We start from the raw sequence: 19,917 nt of genomic DNA, 5'->3' as shown, positions 1-19,917 counted from the left end.
GAGCCGGTGACGGCCTTCCGTCACGTCAACGTCGTCCCGATGGATCGCGAACAGGTGCTGCGTGATCAGGACGTCGTCGTGACCGGAGACGCGATCACCGCGATCGGCCCGAACCTGCACCTTCCCGCCGAGGCGCGCGTGATCGATGCGCAGGGGAAATATCTGTCCCCCGGCCTCGCCGACATGCATAGCCATTCGGAGAGCCGCGAGGACATGAAGGTCTATCTCGCGAACGGCGTCACGACGATCCTCAACCTCGGCGGCGCCAGCGCGACCTTCGTCGATCAGCGCGTGCCGCTGTTCAACAGCGGGAAACGGCCGGGGCCGCACATCTATCTCGCGCTGCGGATCGACGGTACGCCCGAATACGGCCAGATCGTCGTCAAGACGCCGGACGAGGCGCGCGCGGCCGTTCGGCTCGCCAAGACCAACGGCTATCAATTCATCAAGCTCTACAACAATCTTTCCGCGGACGCCTTTGTCGCTGTCGCCGACGAGGCGCGGCGCGAGGGGCTCGGGCTGACCGGCCATTATGTGCGCGCGGTCACGCTCGCGCAGCAGCTCCAGTCGCACGATGTCCTCGTCGCGCATCTCGAGGAGCTGATGTACGCGCTGTTCACCCCGCCCGATCAGGACCCGCTCGCCGCGCCGCCGGACAGCGTCATCGCCACCGCTGCGCAGACGCTGAAGGCAAATCGCGCGTTCGTCGTCGCCGATCTGTTCACCTTCGAAACCATCGCGGCGCAATGGGGGCGCCCTGCGGTTGCCGCCGCTTATTACACCCGGCCCGAGGCGAAGTTCGTGCCCTACGAGTGGCGGCTCGATTGGATGCGCGAAGATTATATCAGCAAAAAGGGCAGCCTCGATCCGCGCGCAACATTCGAGGCGCGCCTTGCCAAGGGACTGAGCGACGCCGGTATTCCGCTATTGGCCGGCACTGATGCGCCGACCATTCCCGGGATTTATCCGGGATTTTCGCTCCACGACGATCTCGATCGGCTGCAGGCGGCGGGGCTGACGCGCTTCCAGGCCTTGTCCGCCGCCACCCGCACGCCGGGCGACTATATTCAGGCGACGCTCCACGAGCCGAAGAAGTTCGGCGAGGTGAAGGCGGGATATCGCGCGGATCTGGTGCTGACCGACCGCAACCCGCTCGACGATCTCGGCGTGCTGCGTCATCCGGCGGGCGTCATGGCGGGCGGCCATTGGTATTCGCAGGCGGACCTCGGCGCGATGCTCGCACAGGTCGAGGGCGATTATCGTCGCGCGGCGGCAATGGGTGGTGCGGACAAGCCCTGAGCGGGGTTGCTACGACCGTATACGATCGGTTAGCCCCTCGCGCATAACGAAAGGGGATTCAGTAACATGCGCCTTGCCGCACCTTTGCTCGCCTCCGCACTCGCGATGGCGATCGCGCTGCCCACTTATGCCGCCGACAAGGCGCCCCGGCCGCAGCCGGCCAAGCATGCCGACGAGCCCGGCAATGCGCCCGACGACGCGGCGCGTGCTTCCGACAAGGCCGATACCGCGCAGGCCAGCGCGATCGAATATTCGGTGTCGCGCCACCGCTCGATCCCGTTCCACGGTGCGACGCTCGGCTATACCGTCACGCCCGGTACGCTCACGATCCGCAACGACGAGGGCGAGCCGATCGCCTCGATGTTCTACACCGCTTATGTCGCCGATGCGTCGAGGAGCGGCAAGGCGCGGCCGATCACCTTCATGTACAACGGCGGCCCCGGCTCGTCGTCGATGTGGCTGCACATGGGCAGCTATGGTCCGCTCAAGGTCGACGTGCCAGGGCTCGATGCGCTGCACGGCGAGCCGGGGCGGCTCGTCGCCAATCCGGATACGATCCTCGATCGCACCGATATCGTCTTCCTCGACGCGATCGGCACCGGGCTGTCACGGCCGCTCGGCAAGGCGACCGGCAAGGATTTCTGGAGCGTCGACGGCGATCTCGATGCCTTTGCGCGCGGCATCCAGCGCTATCTGACGATCAACAACCGCTGGGCCTCGCCCAAATTCCTGCTCGGCGAAAGCTATGGCACGACGCGCACCGGCGGGCTGGCCTATGTGCTCCAGCAGCGTGGCGTCCAGCTTGCCGGCGCGACGATCATGTCGACCGTGCTCAACATCCCGTTGCTGTTCGATCCCTCGGTCGATCAGATGCACGTCAATGCCTTCCCGACCTTCGCGGCGACCGCCTGGTATCATAACCGCGTCGCCAACAAGCCCGCCGATCTCGATGCCTTCGCCACGCAGGCGCAGGCCTTTGCGACCGGCCCTTATGCCGCCGCGCTCTCCAAGGGCGACCGGCTGACCCCCGAGGAACGCACGCAGATGGCGCAGCAGGCGAGCGCGCTGCTCGGCGTCTCGCCCGATTTCCTGCTGCGCACCAATTTGCGCCCCGGCCCCGATCGCTTCCGCAAGGAATTGCTGCGCGATCAGCGGCGCACCGTCGGCCGGCTCGACAGCCGCTTCGACGGGATCGATGTCGACGCGGGCGGCGACAGCCCCGAATTCGACGCCGCCAACGAGGCGATCTCCGGCGCGTTCATCGCCGCGATCAACAATTATCTGTTCAACGATCTCGGTTATCAGACCAAGCTTTCCTATCGCCCGAATTTCTATTCGAGTATCGGACCGGCCTGGGATTGGAAACATCGCGCGCCGGGCAACGGCCGCCAGTTCGCCGCCAACACCTCGGTCGATCTCAGCCAGGCGATGCGGCAGAATCCGAAGATGAAATTGCTGTCGCTCAACGGCTATTACGATATCGCGACGCCCTTCGCGGGCGCCGATTACGATCTTGAGCATATGGAGCTCGATCCCGCCCTCAAGGCCAATATCACCTATAAATATTATCCCTCGGGGCACATGATCTACATCGAGCCCGGGTCGGCGGCGCGGCTGCGGCAGGATATCGACGCCTTCTACGACAGTATCACCCGCTGAGCCGAAGGAGATGAACCCGATCCTCCGTCGGCGGTTGCGTCTGCCCGGTGCGTTGCTCGCGCTGCTGTCGCTCGGCGTCGCCGGGATCGGCGTCGCGAGGGTGCGCGTCGACGCCTTTTCCGGCCTCGTCGCGGCCGAGCGGCGGTTTGCGGCGGATGCGCGGCGGCTGGGGATCGGCGCGGCGTTCCTCGCGCATGTCGCGGCGGACGGCATCCTGCTGCGCCCCGCGCCGGTGCCCGCGCGCCCGGCGCTGAGCGCCGACAAGAACGATCCGGGGGTCGTGCTGGAATGGCAGCCGGCGACCGCGCTGATCGCGCAATCGGTGGATTTCGGCGTGACCACCGGGCCGTATCGCCTCGCGGCGGCGGGCAAGGCGTCGCACGGCCAGTTCCTGACGGTGTGGATTCGCGATCCGGCGGGGCAATGGCATTGGTTCCTCGATCACGGCCTGCCGCCCGCGCCGGGCGACCTGGCGGCGCCGTTGCCGCAAACGGTCGAGCGGCTGGCGGCGGGGAAGCGCACAGCCGGCAGCGATCCGGCGCAGGCCGACGACCGGCTCAACAATGCGGTGCTGAAGGGCGAGGGCGATACGCAATTCGCGATGCTTGCCGCCGATGCGCGGTTGCTGCGTCCGCGCCGCGCGCCGCTCCCCTGGGCCGAGGCGAAGGCCGCGCTGGCGGCGGATGCGCCGGCGACGGCGATTGCCCGGCTCGGGATGCGGACGGCGCGAACCGGGGATCTGGGGGTGACTTACGGCAAGGTGACGAGCGCGGGCGGCAAGGATTTGACCTATGTGCGCATCTGGCGGCGCGATGCCGCGGGCTGGCGGGTGGTGATCGACGAGCGAACCTGAGCGGGAGCACGAGGGGAGCGACGTGTCGTTGCCCCCCTCGTCGGGTCGACCTCAGGCGATCGTCGGGATGATCCCGCCCTCGACGCGGATCGCCGCGCCGTTGGTGATCGCGCCGAGCGGGCTGGCGAGCAGCGCCACCTGTGCCGCGATCTCGTCCGCCTCGATCAGCCGCCGGATCAGCGACAGCGGGCGCATCGTCCTGAAGAACTCGGCCTCGCGCTCGGCCTCGGGCGCATCCTTGTTGTCGACCACCGACCGGATGAATTCGACGATCCCCTCCGATCGCGTCGGCCCGGGCATCACCGAATTGACCGTCACCCCGGTCCCGCGGGTCTGCTCGGCCAGCCCGCGCGCGATCGCGAGCTGCGCGGTCTTGGTCATGCCGTAATGGATCATCTCGCTCGGCACGACGAGGCCGCTCTCGCTCGCGACGAACAGGATGCGGCCCCAGTCGCGCGCCAGCATCCGCGGGAAATAATGCCGCGCCAGCCGCGCGCCGCTCACCACGTTCACCTCGAACAGATGATGCCAGTCGGCGTCGGTGATCTCGGTGAATGGCTTGGCTTCGTAGATGCCGAGGTTGTTGATCAGGATATCGGTGTCGGGCACCGCCGCGATCAGCGTGTTCGCGCCCTCGGCGGTGGCGGGATCGGCGAGCACCGCCTCGACCTTGCCGACCGCGGCGATCCGCGCCGCCGCCTCGTCGAGCTTGGCCTGGTTGCGGCCGCAGATCGTCACCGTCACGCCTTCGGCGGCGAGGCGCTCGGCGATCGCGAGGCCGATCCCGGCGGTCGATCCGGTCACCAATGCGGTCTTGCCGGTCAGTTGAAGGTCCATCCGTTTTCTCCGTGATTTCGAAGGCGCGAGAATAGGAACGATCGGCAGCGCCGATTAGATCGCATCACATCATGACAGTCGTGCATCGAAATCACAGATCTTTACATGCGCTGCGCGACGGCCGCGGAATATGTTATGCCGCTGCCGATCGGCGCGCCGCCGGCAATGCCGGAGATGGGACAGGGGAATATGGATCGATTCGACGCGACCTTGGCTAACCTTCTGGCCCGGCGCAGGCTGTTGGCGTCAGGCGCGGCGGCGCTGGCCGGCGGGGCGATCGCGCGCGCGGCGGGCGGTTTCTCGCGCCCGGCGCCCGATGCGGGGCTGGTCGGCCGCCCGGTAAGCGGGTCCTTTCCGCAAAAAGGCGCGATGATCGTCCAGCGCAACCGCCCCCCGCTGCTGGAAACCCCGATGGAGGTTTTCAACGACAACGTCTTCACCCCCAATGATCGCTTCTTCGTGCGCTGGCATTGGGCGGATATCCCGCTGGAGGTCGATGTCGCGGGTTTCCGGCTGACGATCGGCGGCGCGGTCAAACGTCCGCTCGCGCTGCGCCTCGACGAACTCCTCAAGATGCCGCGGATTTCCTATGCCGCGGTCAATCAATGTTCGGGCAATAGCCGCGCCCTGTTCGATCCGCGGGTTCCCGGCGCGCAATGGTCGCATGGCGCGATGGGCAATGCGCGGTGGGAAGGCGTGGCGCTCAGCCACCTGCTCGAGCTTGCCGGGATCGATCCGGCGGCGACCCGTGTGCGCTTCGGCGGGCTCGACAAGCCGCTGACCGCGGTCGATCCGTTCAAGAAATCGCTCGCCGTGAATCATGCGATGGACGGCGAGGTGATGGTCGCCTTCGCGATGAACGGCGAGCAATTGCCGATGCTCAATGGCTTCCCGCTGCGGCTGATCGTCCCCGGCTGGTTTTCGACCTATTGGGTCAAGTCGCTCGACAGCATCGAGGTGCTGAACGGCCCCGACGACAATTACTGGATGGCCAAGGCCTATCAGGTCCCCACCACGCCGCATGCGAACGTCGTGCCCGGCACCAAGGAATTCCCCAAAGCGCCGATCAGCATCATGCCGCCGCGATCGTGGATCACCAACCTCAAGGATGGCGCCACCCCGCCATATCGCCCGCGCATCGGGGTCAACGGGATCGCGCTCGGCGGCGACCAAGGGATCAGGAGCGTCGATATCTCGATCGACGGCGGCAAGAGCTGGATCGCGTCGCGGCTCGGCCCCGACGAGGGGCGGTACAGCTTCCGCCGCTTCAGCGCGGTCATTCCCGTTCTCGCGCATGGCACGATGACGATCATGTCGCGCTGCACGAACGAAAAGGGGGAGGCGCAGCCGATGGCGCCCAACTGGAATCCGGGTGGCTATATGCGAAATTGCGTCGAAGCCTGCACGGTGCGGCTGGTATGAGGGGCGCACGCATTGCCCTGGCGGCGCTCGCGATCGGCGCGCTCGCCGCCTGTTCCGGCGCGGTCCGCGAGCCGGCATCCGACAACGGGCAACAGGCCAAGTTCGCCGCGCTCCGCTCGACGAGCATCGCGCTGCCCGAGGACGATCAGACCTTCGGCGAGGGCGCGGCGGTCGCCCCGCTCAACGCGCATTGCCTCGCCTGTCACTCGACGAGCATGATCCTGTATCAGCCGCAGCTGTCGAAGGCGCAATGGCAGGCGATCGTCGACAAGATGCGCGACGCTTATGGCGCGCCGGTCCCCGCCGATCAGGCGCCGGCGATCGTCGACGCGCTGGTCGCGCTGCAGACGAAACACGCCGACGGGCGCTAACGGTAATCGGGATCATGCCGAGCTTTCCTGGGCTCCCGCCTTCGCGGCGACACAAGGAAGCGCGTACCACCCCGGCGAAGGCTAGGCGGGCGTCTCGGTCAGTTCGACGATCTCGAACGCATAGCGCGACCAGCCGCGCTGCCGGGCGGCATCGGCGGTGGCCGCTTTCTTCGCGGTCGCCTCGCGGAGCGACTTGGTGTGCCCCCAGAAGACCTCGGTGCGCCCGTTGGCCAGCTCGGCGACGATCCGCCAATAATGCGTGAAATCGGCCGCGGTCGGGCCGATCGTCTTGACATAGCCGTCGGGCAGCGTGGCCGTGAGATAGCGCTTCTTCTTCGCCATGCCGCGGCGATAACCGATTTTGCGCGACGGCGCATGGCCGGGGCCGGCGGTCGTCGCTAGATATCGGCGATCCAACGAGAAAGGTGAAAGATGAAGGGGTTTGCGGCTTTTCTGGCGATGGCATCTTTGGCGGTGCCGGTTGCGGCGCAGGATAGTGTGGGGCCGCATAATCGCGCCGAGGCGGTGAAGATCATCGCCGGGTTGCGCCAGATCGTCAGCCCCAATGGGCTGCAGGCGATCGAGACGATCCCGATCGGCGGGATCAAGCAGGTCGTGTCGATCCGCAGCCAGGATCTGCGCAACCCGGTGATCATCTATTTCCACGGCGGCCCCGGCTTCGTCGAAATGCCACTCGATTGGTGGTGGGATCGCGGGTGGGACGAATATTTCACCGTGGTCCAGTGGGATCAGCGCAATGCGGGCAAGACCTATACCGCCAGCGGCGCGAACGACCCCGCCTTGCTCACCCCCGAACGCTATCAGCAGGACGCAGAGGAGCTGGTGCAATGGGCGCGCAAGCGGTTCGGCAAGCGCAAGGTGTTCGTTCTCGGGCATAGCTGGGGCAGCATGCTCGGGCTCAAGCTCGCCGCGGCGCACCCCGAATGGCTCTATGCCTATATCGGGATGGGCCAGATGACCAACGGGCGCGAAAGCGAACAGCGCGGCTGGGCGTGGACCCTGGCGCAGGCCAAGGCCGACAATAATGTTGAGGCGATCCGCGAACTCGAATCGATCGCGCCCTACGCGCAGGGCGATGCGCCGCTGCCGGTCGATGCGTTGCTGATCCAGCGCAAATGGCTCGGCCATTATGGCGGCGCGGCGTGGCGGCGGACCGGCGGCGATTTCGAGATGGCGGCGTTCAAGCTCGCCCCCGAATACAGCGACGAGGATGTCCGCAACGCCTTCAAGGGCCAGCCGCCGGTGACGCAGGCGCTGTTGCCGAAGATCCTGACGACCGATCTGTCGACGATCCGGACGCTCAAGGTGCCGCTGATCCTGCTGCTCGGGCGGCACGATATCAACGTATCGAGCGACGTTGCCGCTGAATGGTATGCGAAGGTGAACGCGCCGTCGAAGCGGCTCGTATGGTTCGAGCGCTCGGGGCACCACATCACCAGCGAGGAGCCGGGCAAGCTGCTGATGACGCTGGTCGATTACGCGCGGCCGATTGCGGCGAAGGCGGGCGACGTCGCGCCGTGAAACGCCGGGGGAGGGGCGAAACCTCCCCCCGCCCTGATCGGCGTCAGGCGATGCGCGCGCGGACCAGTCGCTCGAGCACGGTGAGCGGCATCGCGCCCTTGAGCAGCACCGAGTGGAAAGCGCGCGGGTCCCAGTTCGCGCCCGCCTTGGCGCGTGCCTCATCGCGCAATTTGGTCCAGACGGTGTGACCGATCTTGTAGCTGCACGCCTGCCCCGGCCAGACGGTATAGCGGTCGATCTCGCCCTGGCTGCGGCCGCGCGCGATGCCGGTGGTGGCGATGAGGTAATCCGTCGCCTTCTCGCGGCTCCAGCGCTTCGCATGCATGCCGGAATCGACCACCAGCCGGGTCGCGCGGAACAGCAGCGACTGGAGATAGCCGACCTGCCCCAGCGGATCGCCCTCGAACATTCCCATTTCGTCGGCGAGCTGCTCCGAATAGAGCGCCCAGCCTTCGGAATAGCCGCTGAAGAAGCCGCGCCGGCGGATCAGCGGAATATCCTTCGATTCGAGCGCCAGCATCACCTGCAAATGGTGGCCCGGGATCGCCTCGTGATGCGTCAGCGTGGCGAGGCCGAACTTCGGCCGATCGAACGTGTCGCGCAGGTTGATATAATAGATGCCGGGGCGGGAGCCGTCGAGCGAGGCGTTCTGATAATAGCCGCCCGGCGCGCCGGCCTGGATCGCCGGGGGCACGCGGCGCACCTCCACGGGGGCCTTGGGCAGGGTGGCGAATTGCTCGGGAAGCCGCGGCTCCATCCGGCGGATCTGCCGGTTGAGCTGGTCGAGCAGCGCGGCGCGGCCTTCGTCGGTATTGGGGAAGACCTGATCGGGCCGCTCGTTGAGCGCGACCAGCCGTGCGCCGACCGTCCCCTGCGACATGCCCTGCGTTTTGAGGATCGCGTCGATCCGCGCGCTGATCTCGGCGACCTGCTCCAGCCCGAGCGTGTGGATCTCGTCCCCCGTCAGCCGGGCGGTGGTCGCGGCTTCGGCGGCGGCGGCGTAATAAGCGTCGCCGTCGGGCAGGCGCCACACCCCGGCGTCATGCGCCGCCTTGCCGCGCAATTCCTTGACCAGGGCGCGCTGGCGATCGAGCGCGGGGAACACCCTGTCCGCCACCAGCGCCGCGGCCTGCGTCGCGCGTTCGACGGGCAGCCCGGCCTTGTTCAGTTTCTCGGCAAAGCCGGTGACGAGCCCGGTTTCGGCCGCCGGCTTGTCGCGCAGCGCGGCGAACTGCTTGAGCGTGGTATCGAGGATATAGTCCGGCGCGAACACGCCCTTGCCGGCGTCGATCCGCTGCTGCTCGGTCTCCTGATCGAGCACCGTCGCAAAGGCGCCGAGCCGCGCGAGATAGGCGTCCGCATCGGCGGCGTCCTTCACGCGATGCTGGGTATCGAGGAAATCGGGGATGTCCTGATAGGCGCCGGTCAGCTGGCTCAGCAGATAGGGCGAGAAGCGCCCGCCGTTCGAGCCGTAGTGGAACCGCTCCTGCCCGGCGATGCTGCGTTCGAGCTGCCAGGCGACGACGTCGTAATCGAGCCGCGCATCCTCGCCGAGCGTCGCCGGGTCGATCGCGCGGATCGCGGCGAACTCGCTCTTGGCGCGGGCGAGATCGCGCGCGGCATCGATCGCGCCGCGTCCTTCGAGCCGCGATTTCAGCGCGGCGTTCTTGCCGGTATCGAGCCCCAGCCGCGTCGCGCCTTCGGGATTGCTGACCAGCCGGTCGGCGAAAATCCGGTCGAGCAGCGCGTGGAGCTTCGCATCGTTGCTGCCGGCGGTGGCGGCGCTTGTCGCGGCATAAGCGCCGGCGGGCAGGCTCGCGGCGACGGCGGCGATACTGGCGTGGCCAAGAAACGAACGGCGATCCATTGGAATATTCCCCCGGGGATTGGTAACCGCGCGGGGGTAAACGCGATCGCCCTGCGGAGGCAATGCTCGCCGGTCGGCGACGGGCGATCAATGGCCGGCGGTGGCGGAAAACAGGTTCATCACGACAACCCCGGCGATGATCAGCCCCATCCCGATGAGCGCCGCGGCATCGAGCTTCTGCCCCTGAACGATCCAGGCGATCGCCGCGATCAGCACGATCCCGACGCCCGACCAGATCGCATAGGCGACCCCAGTCGGGATGTGGCGAAGCGTCAGCGACAGGAAATAGAAGGCTACGACATAACAGATTCCCATGATCAGCGTCGGCAACGGGCGGGTGAACCCCTCGGATTGTTTGAGGAACGAGGTGCCGATCACTTCGGAGATGATCGCGATCGCGAGAAAGGCGTAGCTCATCCGCTCGCGATAGGGGGAGCGGCGATGCCGGACAATATTGCTGTCCTGATCGGCGCAACTGGCCTCCGCCGCGCGAGCGCGATAGGACGCGCCGATGCCGCTGATGATATTGGTCGATGCCGATGCCTGCCCGGTCAAGGAGGAGGTGTACAAGGTCGCCTTCCGCCACGCGGTGCCGGTCACGATCGTCAGCAACAGCCCGATCCGGGTGCCGGCCCACCCGCTGATCGCGCGCGAGCTGGTCGGGAGCGGGTTCGACGCCGCCGACGACTGGATCGCCGAGCGCGCCGATGCGCAGACCGTGGTCGTCACCGCCGATATCCTCCTCGCCGATCGTTGCCTGAAGAATGGCGCGGCGGTGCTCGCGCCAAACGGCCGCCCGTTCACCACCGCATCGATCGGCGGGGCGATCGCGACGCGCGCGATCATGGCCGATCTGCGGGCGGGCGGGGATGTGATCGGCGGGCCGCCGCCTTTTTCCAAGACCGACCGATCACGCTTTCTTTCCGCGCTGGACGAGACGCTGGTGCGGCTGAAACGGCGCGGCTGACCGGTGCGCTACCGCTGATTGCGCGCGGGTCGTCTCACCGATAGACCGGCGCGATGGACGCCCTGTTCCGCTTTCCGACGGCGGGTCGCCGCGACCCCGCGGTCGAGGCGTGGTTCGCCGGCGGTGATGCGCTGCGCGGGCTGGCCGAGCCGTGGTTCGAGCGACTGCGCGCGTGCGGCCCCGACGTGCGCGAGCTGATCCACGACGCGCGCCCGACGGCCTGCGCCGGGGATGCGGCTTTCGCTTATGTCGACGCTTATGCCGAACATGCCAATATCGGCTTCTTCTTCGGCGCCTTCCTCGACGATCCGGCCGGCCTTCTGGAGGGCGCGGGCAAGCGCATGCGCCACGTGAAGCTGCGGGTGGGGCGGATGCCCGACGAAGCCGCGCTCGACCGGCTGGTCGCGGCGGCTTACCGCGACATTCGCCGGCGTCTCGACGCTGCCGGGGGCTGAGAACCGCGGCTCAGCGCTGCAGCGCGCGCCGCGTCTCCTCATTGGCGGGGTAAAAACATTCGAGCGTCAGCTCGGCCAACGTCACGTCGACCGCGGTGCCGAACACCGTCGTCGTCGAGAGGAACGACAATGGCATGTCGCTGGCCGGATCGCGGATGACCAGCGGCACCGCGATCCGTGCGGTCGGGCCGTGCGGCCTTTCGCTTGCCGGCGCAGGCAGCGCGCGCAACTCCTGATGCAGCGCGAACAATATCGGATCGCCGGACCGTTCGGCATCGTCGCGCAGCCGTGCGAGCAGGTGATGCCGCCATTCGGCGAGGTTGACGATCCGCGGCGCGAGGCCGTCGGGATGCAGGCTGGCGCGCAACACGTTGGTCGGCGGCGCGAGCAGCGCCGGATCGACCCCCGCCAGCAACGCCCCGGCCGCATCGTTCGCGGCGACGAGATTCCAATGCCGGTCGACCGCAAGCGCTGGAAAGGGCCCGTGGCCGCGGAGCACCGCGCCGATCACCTCCTTTGCGGCGGCCATATCGGGTTCGTCGATCGATCGCTCCGGGTGGAGCGGCGCGAAGCCGGCGGCGAGGAGCAGCCGGTTGCGCTCGCGCAGCGGCAGCGCCAGCGGTTCGGCGAGGCGCAGCAGCAGGTCGCGGCTCGGCGCGGCGCGCCCGCTCTCGACGAAGCTCAGATGCCGCGTCGACACATCGGCCTCGCCCGCCAGATCGAGCTGGCTCAGCCGGCGCCGCGCGCGCCAGTCGCGCAGGAGATCGCCGACGCCGTTGGTTTGTGTAGCCATAAACCGATCCTAAACCCCAGCTGCGTGCGTGCCATTACCTGGCAGGTAATCGCTTTGGCCATGCGGCGGCGTCATTTTCTCCGGACCAACAACGGAGACGAAAGATGACCGACCCCAATACCATTGCCCACAACTATCTGGCGGTGTGGAACGAGGCCGACGATGCTGCGCGGGCCGACCGGCTGTTCGCCGGCTGGTCGAACGATGCGCGTTATGTCGATCCGTTGATGAAGGGCGACGGGCGCGAAGGGATTGCGGCGATGATCGCGGCGGCGCGGGCGCAATTCCCCGGACATGCCTTCACGCTCGCGGGGACGCCCGACGGCTACGGCAATTACGTGCGCTTCTCCTGGACGCTGGCGGCCGACGGACCGGCGGTCGCGGCCGGGACCGATGTGGTGCGGCTGGACGAAGCCGGGCGCATCGCCGAAGTGGTCGGCTTCCTCGACGGCACCGCCGCATAATGACCGATGTGCGGTGCGGGCCGGCGCCCGCACCGCACCCCTTTCAGGAGAGGCACGCGATTTTTCGGTAATCCGCTGTTGAGCTTGCCGCGCGGATTGCGGCAAAGGCGCGCGCCTGATGTTGAGTAAATTACCCCGCAAGGTCGCCGTGGCGATGGCCCTCCTCCTTCTCGCCGTGGTGGGGGGCGGGATCTGGTTGCTGTCGCGGCCGGGCGTGCTGTCGCCCGCGCCGACGCGGTTCGGCTGGCCCGCGGCGCTGACCAATGTGGCGGGCGACGGGGTGCGGGGTCATACCGACGGCGCGGCGGCGCAGGCGCGCTTCGGCGATCCGTTCGCGGTGGCGATCGATGCGCACGGGGCGCTTTACGTCGCCGATGCCGGGCGCGTCCGCAAGATCGACCCCGACGGCAATGTGACGACTTTGCCCGGATCGTTCGATACCCCGTCGGGGATCGCGCTCGATCGCGCGGGGAATGTCTTCGTCGCGGAGACCGGTGCCAATCGTATCCGCCGGATCGGCGCGGACGGCACGGTCACGACGCTCGCGGGTGACGGGACGGCGGGCTATCGCGACGGCGCGGCGGCGCAGGCGCGGTTCGACGGGCCGATCGGCGTCGCGGTGGACGACAAGGGCAATGTCTATGTCGCCGACACCTATAACGATCGCATCCGCGCGATCGGCGCCGACGGCCAGGTGCGGACATTGGCGGGGCAGGACATGCCGGGTTTTGCCGACGGGCAGGGCGCAGCGGCGGCGTTCGACACGCCGACCGGCGTCGCGCTCGATCGCGGCGGCGCGTTGCTCGTCGCGGATACCGGCAACGACGCGCTGCGCAAGGTTTTGCCGGACGGCCAGGTCTCGACGCTCGCGCGCACCGACCCCAAGGACGGCACCGGGTTGCTCAGGGGCGCGGTCGGGGTGGTGCCGACCCACGACGGGTTCGTCTATATCGCCGCCTTCCAGCGCGGACGCATCGTCCAGCTCTCCCCCTCGGGTGCGCTGGAGGTGCTCGCCGGGCCGGGATCGCCGGTCGAGGGCAATGCCGCGTTGCCGCTGATCGGCCCCGCCGGGCTGGCGATCGATCGCGCGGGCGCGCTCTATGTCGCCGATGCCTCGGCCTATGCGATTCGCAAGCTCGCCCCGCGTCGCGCCGGCGCCGCATCGGCTCCCCTTCCGCAACCCGCGCCGCCCGCGCTGGTCCGCGCGTCGCTGGTCCCTTGGCCGTTCCGCCCGCAGCTCGGCTGGCACGAAGTGGTCGGCGATCTCGGCGAGGTGCGCGGCAATTACGAAGGCGAGAGCCGCGATCACCTCCACGCCGGGCTCGATATCAGCTCCCCGCCGGGAACGACCGCGGTCGCGTCGGCGGACGAGACGGTGCGCGATCCGATCCCCAATTGGGGCTTCGACGGGCTGAGCGAGGGGCTGCGCATCGACGATATGACCTATATCCACATGCGCGTCGGCCGCACCGAGGCGGGCGCGTCGCTCGATCCGGCGCGCTTCCGCGTCACGCGCGATGCGCAGGGGCGGGCCGCCCGCGTGCGGATCAAGCGCGGCACGCGCTTCCGCGTCGGCGATCCGCTCGGCACGATCAACCGCATGGCGCATGTCCACCTCGAACTCGGGCCGCCGCGCGCCAAGGTCAATGCGTTGCTGCTGCGCTTTCCCGGGTTCGGTGATCATGTCGCGCCGCATATCGATGACGTGCATGTCCTCGACGGCAAGGGGCAGCGGCTGACCGCATCGGACAAGGGGCGGCTCGTGGTGCCGGCGGCGGGCGGGGATGTCAGCATCGTCGTCGAGGCGTGGGATCAGGTGGACGACAATGCCGCGCGCCGCCGGCTCGGCCTGTACAAGGCCGGGTTCCAGATCCTGAAATCCGACGGGACGCCGGTCCCCGGCTTCGAACAACCGCGCGTCATGATCGAGTTCGATCGCATGCCGAATGCCGCCGACGCGGCGCGGATCGCTTATGCCCCGGCGAGCGGGGATACGGTCCACAGCGACCAGCGGACGCGCTTCCTCTACGTCGTCACCAATATCGTGCGCCACGGCCGCGCGGAGGAGGGCGGGTGGAGCCCGGCGGATCTCGCGCCGGGGGATTATACGATCCGCATCTATGCCGCCGATCACGCCGGGAATGTCGCCTCGGGGAAGCGCGATCTGCCGATCACGATCCGCTGAGCCGCCGCCGCTCGGGAAATGCTATGGCGCGATCAGCACTTTGCAATCGTCCGTCCGGTGGCGCAGCGCCTCGAAGCGGGCAGGGGTATCCTCCAGCGCGATCGTACCGGTGACGAGCAACCGCGGCTCGACGGCGCCGGCGTCGAGCGCATCGAGCGCGGCCTCATATTCCTGCCGGGTGAAAAAAGCCGAGGTGATCAGCCGCACCTCTTTCGACAGCATCGCGAAGCTGTTGAACGTATCCGGCTGGGTGCATAATCCGAGCAGCAGGATCGTGCCGCGGTTGCGCACCTGGCGCACCGCCTGCGCGATCAGCCCCGGCCTCCCGACGCATTCGAACACGATATCCGCCGCGCCCAGCGCTCGCGCAGCCGCGCCGACCGGATCGTCGCGATCGGCGACGAAATCGGTTGCTCCCATCGCCAGCGCGCGCTCGCGCTGGTGCGTGGCGATATCCTGCAGCACCACCGCGCTCGCCCCGCGCCGCCGCGCCCAGAAGGCGACCGCCAGCCCGATCGGCCCCGCGCCGAGGATCAGCACGCGATCGCCGGGTTGGAGCCCGCTCATATTGACCCCGTGCAGCGCCACCGCGAGCGGCTCGATAATCGCGCCGTCGGAAAGGCTGGCGGTTTTGGGCAGGCGCACGCATTGATTGGGGCGGGTGACGGCATATTCGGCATAGCCGCCGCCCTGCAGCCCAAAGCCTGCGCACCACGCGGGTTCGCCGGCAAGGCACGCGGCGCATTGTCCGCAACTGGCGAGCGGGATGACCGAGACGAGATCGCCCAACCCTATCCCGTCCGTCCCGCGTCCCAGCGCGACGACCTCGCCCGCGAATTCGTGGCCGAGCACGGTGCCGGGGCCTTTGCCATAGGCGGGGTCCTCGGTCATGTGCAGATCGGAGCCGCAGATGCCGCAGCGCCCGACCCGCACCACAAGCTCGCCCGGGCCGGGGGTGGGATCGGGCAGCCGCTCGATGCGCAGCGGCTGCCCGAGTTGCTGCATGACCGCCGCGCGCATCACGACAGCGGCTTGACCGGGCCGAGCTGCATCCCGCCGTCGATCATCACGTGGCTTCCCGTCATATAGCTGCCGGCGTCGCTCGCCAGCAGCAGCGCGAGCGGCTTGATCTGATCGGGGTCGGCGATCCGGCCGACCGGCACCAGCTCGTCCCACGCGGCGCGGGCCGCCGGATTGTTCTTGACCCAGCCGCCGCCGATATTGGTGACGAACGGCCCCGGCGCGATCGCGTTGACCCGGATGCCGAACGCCGCGAGCTCATAGGCCATATGGCGCATGAAATGCTTCACCCCCGCCTTGGCCGGCATATAGGGCACGCCGACGATCGCCTCATTGACCTCGGCGGCGTTGGACGAGGTGATGACGATCGATCCGCCGCGGCGCCCGGTCGCGCGTTCGTTGCGCTTCATCACACGGGCTGCCTCGCGCACGGTGTGGAACACGCCGGTCAGATTGACCGCGATCGAGCGGTGCCAGCGCGCCGGATCGTAGACGTCGATCTGCCCTTCGGGGTCGCGCTTGCCGTCGGGGGTCCAGAAGCCGTGGCCAGGATCGAGCCCGGCGTTGGCGAAGGCGATGTCGCACCCGCCGTACGCCGCGACATGCGCATCGAACGCGCGCGCGACCTGATCGAGATCGGTGACGTCGCACCCTTGCGCGCGCGCATCATATCCGGCGTCGCGCAGCCGCGCTGCCTCGCGCGCCGCGCCTTCGGCGTCGATATCGGTCAGCGTCACGCCGGCGCCGGCCTCGGCCATCGTCTCGGCATAGGCGAGACCGATCCCCGATGCCGCCCCCGTCACCAGTGCCGATCGACCGGCGATGGCGAACTGGTCGAGCGTGCTCACAGATAGAGCTTCGGATTGATCGCGATGCCGTGCGCGCGGCAATGGCTCTCATAATGGTTGATGAACCACCAGACGTCGGTCGTATCGACGAACTTGCCGTCGGCGTCGTAGAATTCGATCGGCCCCTGCATCCAGCCGAACAATTTCACCCCCTCGGGATGCTCGGTGACGAGCGTATGGCTTTCGCCCGGCACCTCGAGGATCAGCCCGCCCGGCGAGGCGACCCAATCATATTCGAGATAGCGCACGCTGCCCTCGAGGCAGACCATCACGATCGTCCCGCGATGAAGGTGGGTGCCGACGACCCCCGGCTCCTTCACCCACAGGATGTTCGAGAAGATGCCCTGACGCACGTCGAACGCGAGATGCTTGATCGCGGCCTTGTCGCCGAACGGCACCCACGGGCTGTCGACGTCGCTCTGGGCATCGATATAGCGCCCGCCGGGGCTGAGCCGGTCGACCAGGGATTTGAACGGGAAACCGACATCGACGATCTCGGCGCGGTCGGACGGCGGCGCCGTCATGACTGAAGACATATCAAGCTCCTCTCAGCCGCTCGACGATGGCTCGCCTTGTCCGTCCCGTCTTGCACTGGGGCGAAGCCGACCCGGACGATCGCGAAGCGCCGGCGCGGTCTCCTTGAGCCAGGCGGCGCAGAAAGCGGCGGCGATCGCCAGCCCCAGCATGATCCACAGCGGCGCCGCCAGATTTGTCGCATCCGCCGCGCGCCCCGCCGCCCAGGGGGTGAGCACGCCGCCGATCAATTCGCCCGCCCCCATGCACAGCCCGAGCGCGGTGGCGATGTGGAGCGGCTTGACGCTTTCCGACGGCACCGTCGCCATCACCAGCGGGAGGATGCCGTTGAGCCCCCAGCCGATGAAGAAGGCGGCGGCGAGCAGCCAGGTCGGCCCGAACAGGAACATCGCGCTGAGCGGCAGCAAGGCGCCGATCAGCGGGGTCGCGATCATCACCGGGCGCCGCCCGATCCGGTCCGACAGCCCCGAGACGAGGAAGCTGCCGAGCGCCGCGGAGAGCCCCAGCGTGCCCATCAGCCATTGCATCACCTTCGGCGCATAGCCGCGCGTCTCGGTGAGATAGAGCGGCATGAACACCCAGCAGACCACGACATAGGAGACGAGCAGGACCGACATCAGCGCGCAGATCAGCACGTTGCGATTGGCGAGCAGCCCCAGCCCCGCGCCGCCCGCCGCCGGCTCCCGCACCGGCCGCTGCGCCATTTCGGGTTCGCGGATCAGCAGCCAGATCAACCCCGCGCTGATCAGCCCCGGCACCCCGGCGAGATAGAACGCCTCGCGCCACCCATAAGCCGCGGCGAAGGAGACGAGCAGCACCGGCGCGACGAACGAGCCGAGCAGGTTCGATCCCAGGTTCTGCGCGATGCCCTGCGCGATGCCGCGCCGCTCGGGCGAGACCCCTTCGGCGACCATCGCATGGCTGATCGGCATCACCCCGCCCTCGGCCGCCCCCATCAGCAGCCGCGCGCCGAGCAGCAACGCGAAGCCCTGCGCCAGCCCGGTGAGGAACGAGCAGACCGAAAAGGTCAGCGTCGACAGCACCAGCAGCAATTTGCGGTTGCGGATCGCGTCGGAGAGCCGGCCGATGCCGAAGGCGGCGAGCGCCCAGGTCAGCGAAAGCCCGCTCTGGATCAGCCCGACCTGTTCGTTGCTCAGCCCGAATTCGGGCTTCACGAACGGCATCAGGAAATTGAGCGCGTTGCGATCGAAGAAGACGATGCCGAAATTGAGGCTGAGCAGCCCGACCAGCAGGATCTGATAGGCATTCGACGGGGCGGGCGAGGGGGGCGATGCGGTGGTCAAGGACACGTTCTCCGATGCGCTAGTGGATAGACCCGGACGCGGGATTCCCGTTTTTTCCAGCCCTCATGCCGCGCTCGGCCAGGCATCCAGAGTCGCAAGGACCGCCGCCTGTTGCTCTCGATGCCGGGTGAGAGCCCGGCATGACGGCTGGAAAGGCGGAACCATCCGTCAGAGCCCATCCGCTGCATGACGAAACGATTGCGCAGCATGCCGCGTCAATTGTCGATCCCGAAATGATCGGCCAGTTCCTTGCCGCTGAAGCCATAGCTTGGCGCATTGGGATCGTTGAGCATCTGCACATTCCATTGCGCGAATGCGGCCTTGAGCGCGGCGAAGGTCTGCGGATCGCGATCCTTGAGATTGGCGCGTTCGAGCGGATCGGCGACCACGTCGAACAGGAATTCGTTGCCGGCGATCGACAGATATTTCATCCGCCCGCGGCGCACCGCTTTCTGGTCGTGATTCTTGAAGCGCCAGTACAGCGTGCGCTCGGGCAATGCTTGCCCGGCCAGCGCGGGCCTGAGGTCGATGCCGTCGCTGGGGTAATGCGGATCGGGCGCGCCGCCGGCCGCGGCAAGGAAGGTCGGCAGCCAGTCCATCAGCATCGTCTGCTCCGCGCATGTCCGTCCGGCCGCGGTGACGCCCGGCCAGCGCACGATCGAGGGGATGCGCAGCCCTCCTTCGAGCAATTCGGTCTTCTTGCCGGTGAACGGCCAGGTGCGCGAGAAACGCTCGCCGCCATTGTCGCTGGTGAAGACGACGATCGTATCCTCGGCCATGCCGAGTGCAGCCAGCCTATTGAGGATGCGCCCGATATTGGCGTCGAGCGACCCGACCATCGCGGCATAGGTCGCCATCGATCCGCCGTCATAATGGAAATAGGCGTCGGGGTTGCGCGAGGCGGCGATCCGATCGGATTCGGCCTTGCCCGCGGCATCGGGCTCCTCCCACGGCCAATGCGGCGCGGTGAAGTGCAGGCTGATGAAGAACGGCTTGCCGTCGGCCTTGCGCCGATCGAGCGCGAGGAGCGTGCGATCGGCGAGCAGGTCGGTCATATAGCCGGCCTGCGCCACCTCGGTCGTGCCGTCCCACAGATCGTGTGCGCCTTGAAAGGCGTGGCGGTAATAATCGATCCCGCCGCCGCGCAACCCCCAGAATTCGTCATAGCCGCTCTTGAGCGGGCCATATTTCGGCAGCGCGCCCATGTGCCATTTGCCGATCAGCGACGTGGCATAGCCGCGCGCGCGCAGCAGCGACGCGATCGTCGGCACCGCGGGCGGCAGGCCGATATCCTGCCGGCCGAGCGGCTCCTGCAAGCCGATCGGCAGGCGATATTGATACCGCCCGGTGATCAGCGCGACGCGCGACGCGGTGCATACCGCGCTATTGGCGTAGGCGTGGGTGAAGCGCACCCCTTCTGCCGCCAGCCGATCGAGGACGGGGGTCTGATATTCCTGCCGCCCGTAGCAGGAGAGATCGGCGAACCCCATGTCATCG

The 19,917-nt window shown here is 67.8% G+C and carries 20 protein-coding genes; 10 read left to right on the top strand and 10 right to left on the bottom strand.

Annotation, left to right across the window (positions count from 1 at the left end):
- The 3 genes from BGN95_RS07915 to BGN95_RS07905 form a co-directional block, all read left to right on the top strand.
- Nucleotides 1-1,299: amidohydrolase family protein (locus tag BGN95_RS07915; RefSeq protein ID WP_286772231.1), on the top strand; the 1,299-nt coding region annotated here is incomplete at its 5' end.
- A gap of 66 nt (nt 1,300-1,365) precedes the next feature.
- On the top strand, nt 1,366-2,958 hold the full coding sequence (locus BGN95_RS07910) for a S10 family peptidase (RefSeq protein WP_286772230.1): 1,593 nt from the start codon (nt 1,366-1,368) through the stop codon (nt 2,956-2,958).
- Between the two features lie 10 nt (nt 2,959-2,968).
- Nucleotides 2,969-3,811, top strand: a complete 843-nt coding sequence (locus BGN95_RS07905; RefSeq protein ID WP_286772229.1) for a hypothetical protein — start codon at nt 2,969-2,971, stop codon at nt 3,809-3,811.
- Between the two features lie 51 nt (nt 3,812-3,862).
- On the opposite strand, the gene BGN95_RS07900 is transcribed toward BGN95_RS07905, so the two are convergent.
- The gene (locus BGN95_RS07900; RefSeq protein WP_265313081.1) at nt 3,863-4,648 is read right to left on the bottom strand and encodes an SDR family NAD(P)-dependent oxidoreductase; all 786 of its coding nucleotides are present in this window, start codon (nt 4,646-4,648) and stop codon (nt 3,863-3,865) included.
- Nucleotides 4,649-4,783: 135 nt separating this feature from the next.
- On the opposite strand from BGN95_RS07900, the gene BGN95_RS07895 reads away from it, so the two are divergent.
- Nucleotides 4,784-6,070, top strand: coding sequence for a molybdopterin-dependent oxidoreductase (locus BGN95_RS07895; protein WP_502688270.1), 1,287 nt, complete (start codon nt 4,784-4,786; stop codon nt 6,068-6,070).
- On the top strand, nt 6,067-6,441 hold the full coding sequence (locus BGN95_RS07890; protein WP_286772226.1) for a cytochrome c: 375 nt from the start codon (nt 6,067-6,069) through the stop codon (nt 6,439-6,441). Before BGN95_RS07895 ends, BGN95_RS07890 begins: the two co-directional genes overlap by 4 nt.
- 81 nt (nt 6,442-6,522) lie before the next feature.
- On the opposite strand, the gene BGN95_RS07885 is transcribed toward BGN95_RS07890, so the two are convergent.
- Complete coding sequence (locus BGN95_RS07885; protein ID WP_265268683.1) at nt 6,523-6,783, bottom strand: hypothetical protein; 261 nt, start codon at nt 6,781-6,783, stop codon at nt 6,523-6,525.
- Nucleotides 6,784-6,873: 90 nt separating this feature from the next.
- Here BGN95_RS07885 and BGN95_RS07880 point away from each other — a divergent pair, with 90 nt between their 5' ends.
- Nucleotides 6,874-7,983 carry an alpha/beta fold hydrolase gene (locus tag BGN95_RS07880; RefSeq protein WP_286772223.1) on the top strand — a complete coding sequence of 370 codons (1,110 nt, stop codon included), beginning with the start codon at nt 6,874-6,876 and terminating at the stop codon, nt 7,981-7,983.
- A 43-nt stretch (nt 7,984-8,026) separates the two neighbouring features.
- Here the strand turns inward: BGN95_RS07880 and BGN95_RS07875 are convergent, their stop codons facing one another.
- Together BGN95_RS07875 and BGN95_RS07870 are read right to left on the bottom strand one after the other, a co-directional pair.
- The gene (locus BGN95_RS07875) at nt 8,027-9,850 is read right to left on the bottom strand and encodes a DUF885 domain-containing protein (RefSeq protein ID WP_286772220.1); all 1,824 of its coding nucleotides are present in this window, start codon (nt 9,848-9,850) and stop codon (nt 8,027-8,029) included.
- Between the two features lie 87 nt (nt 9,851-9,937).
- Nucleotides 9,938-10,267, bottom strand: a complete 330-nt coding sequence (locus BGN95_RS07870; protein ID WP_265268686.1) for an SMR family transporter — start codon at nt 10,265-10,267, stop codon at nt 9,938-9,940.
- 94 nt (nt 10,268-10,361) lie between these two features.
- Here BGN95_RS07870 and BGN95_RS07865 point away from each other — a divergent pair, with 94 nt between their 5' ends.
- Together BGN95_RS07865 and BGN95_RS07860 are read left to right on the top strand one after the other, a co-directional pair.
- The gene (locus tag BGN95_RS07865; RefSeq protein WP_502688269.1) at nt 10,362-10,817 is read left to right on the top strand and encodes a YaiI/YqxD family protein; all 456 of its coding nucleotides are present in this window, start codon (nt 10,362-10,364) and stop codon (nt 10,815-10,817) included.
- Nucleotides 10,818-10,870: 53 nt separating this feature from the next.
- On the top strand, nt 10,871-11,272 hold the full coding sequence (locus BGN95_RS07860) for a DUF1801 domain-containing protein (protein WP_265268687.1): 402 nt from the start codon (nt 10,871-10,873) through the stop codon (nt 11,270-11,272).
- A gap of 10 nt (nt 11,273-11,282) precedes the next feature.
- On the opposite strand, the gene BGN95_RS07855 is transcribed toward BGN95_RS07860, so the two are convergent.
- On the bottom strand, nt 11,283-12,065 hold the full coding sequence (locus BGN95_RS07855) for a helix-turn-helix domain-containing protein (protein ID WP_265268688.1): 783 nt from the start codon (nt 12,063-12,065) through the stop codon (nt 11,283-11,285).
- Between the two features lie 104 nt (nt 12,066-12,169).
- On the opposite strand from BGN95_RS07855, the gene BGN95_RS07850 reads away from it, so the two are divergent.
- Nucleotides 12,170-12,529, top strand: coding sequence for a nuclear transport factor 2 family protein (locus BGN95_RS07850; protein WP_179511177.1), 360 nt, complete (start codon nt 12,170-12,172; stop codon nt 12,527-12,529).
- 118 nt (nt 12,530-12,647) lie between these two features.
- The gene (locus BGN95_RS07845) at nt 12,648-14,714 is read left to right on the top strand and encodes an NHL repeat-containing protein (protein WP_286772219.1); all 2,067 of its coding nucleotides are present in this window, start codon (nt 12,648-12,650) and stop codon (nt 14,712-14,714) included.
- 21 nt (nt 14,715-14,735) lie between these two features.
- On the opposite strand, the gene BGN95_RS07840 is transcribed toward BGN95_RS07845, so the two are convergent.
- From BGN95_RS07840 to BGN95_RS07820, 5 genes are all read right to left on the bottom strand, one after another.
- Nucleotides 14,736-15,734: an alcohol dehydrogenase catalytic domain-containing protein gene (locus BGN95_RS07840; protein ID WP_286772218.1), complete on the bottom strand. Its 999-nt coding sequence runs from the start codon at nt 15,732-15,734 to the stop codon at nt 14,736-14,738.
- Nucleotides 15,734-16,582: an SDR family NAD(P)-dependent oxidoreductase gene (locus tag BGN95_RS07835; RefSeq protein ID WP_286772217.1), complete on the bottom strand. Its 849-nt coding sequence runs from the start codon at nt 16,580-16,582 to the stop codon at nt 15,734-15,736. The genes BGN95_RS07840 and BGN95_RS07835 overlap by 1 nt, the downstream gene beginning before the upstream one ends.
- On the bottom strand, nt 16,579-17,118 hold the full coding sequence (locus tag BGN95_RS07830) for a 2,4'-dihydroxyacetophenone dioxygenase family protein (RefSeq protein ID WP_265268692.1): 540 nt from the start codon (nt 17,116-17,118) through the stop codon (nt 16,579-16,581). The genes BGN95_RS07835 and BGN95_RS07830 overlap by 4 nt, the downstream gene beginning before the upstream one ends.
- A 12-nt stretch (nt 17,119-17,130) precedes the next feature.
- Nucleotides 17,131-18,420 carry an MFS transporter gene (locus BGN95_RS07825; RefSeq protein WP_265268693.1) on the bottom strand — a complete coding sequence of 430 codons (1,290 nt, stop codon included), beginning with the start codon at nt 18,418-18,420 and terminating at the stop codon, nt 17,131-17,133.
- 215 nt (nt 18,421-18,635) lie between these two features.
- The coding region (locus BGN95_RS07820) for a sulfatase family protein (protein ID WP_286772216.1) at nt 18,636-19,917 on the bottom strand (1,282 nt) is incomplete at its 5' end.

Source organism: Sphingomonas sp. 66-10 (assembly GCF_001897045.1).
Taxonomy (GTDB): Bacteria; Pseudomonadota; Alphaproteobacteria; order Sphingomonadales; family Sphingomonadaceae; genus Sphingomonas; species Sphingomonas lycopersici.
This window is presented reverse-complemented; position numbering and strand designations above follow the sequence as displayed.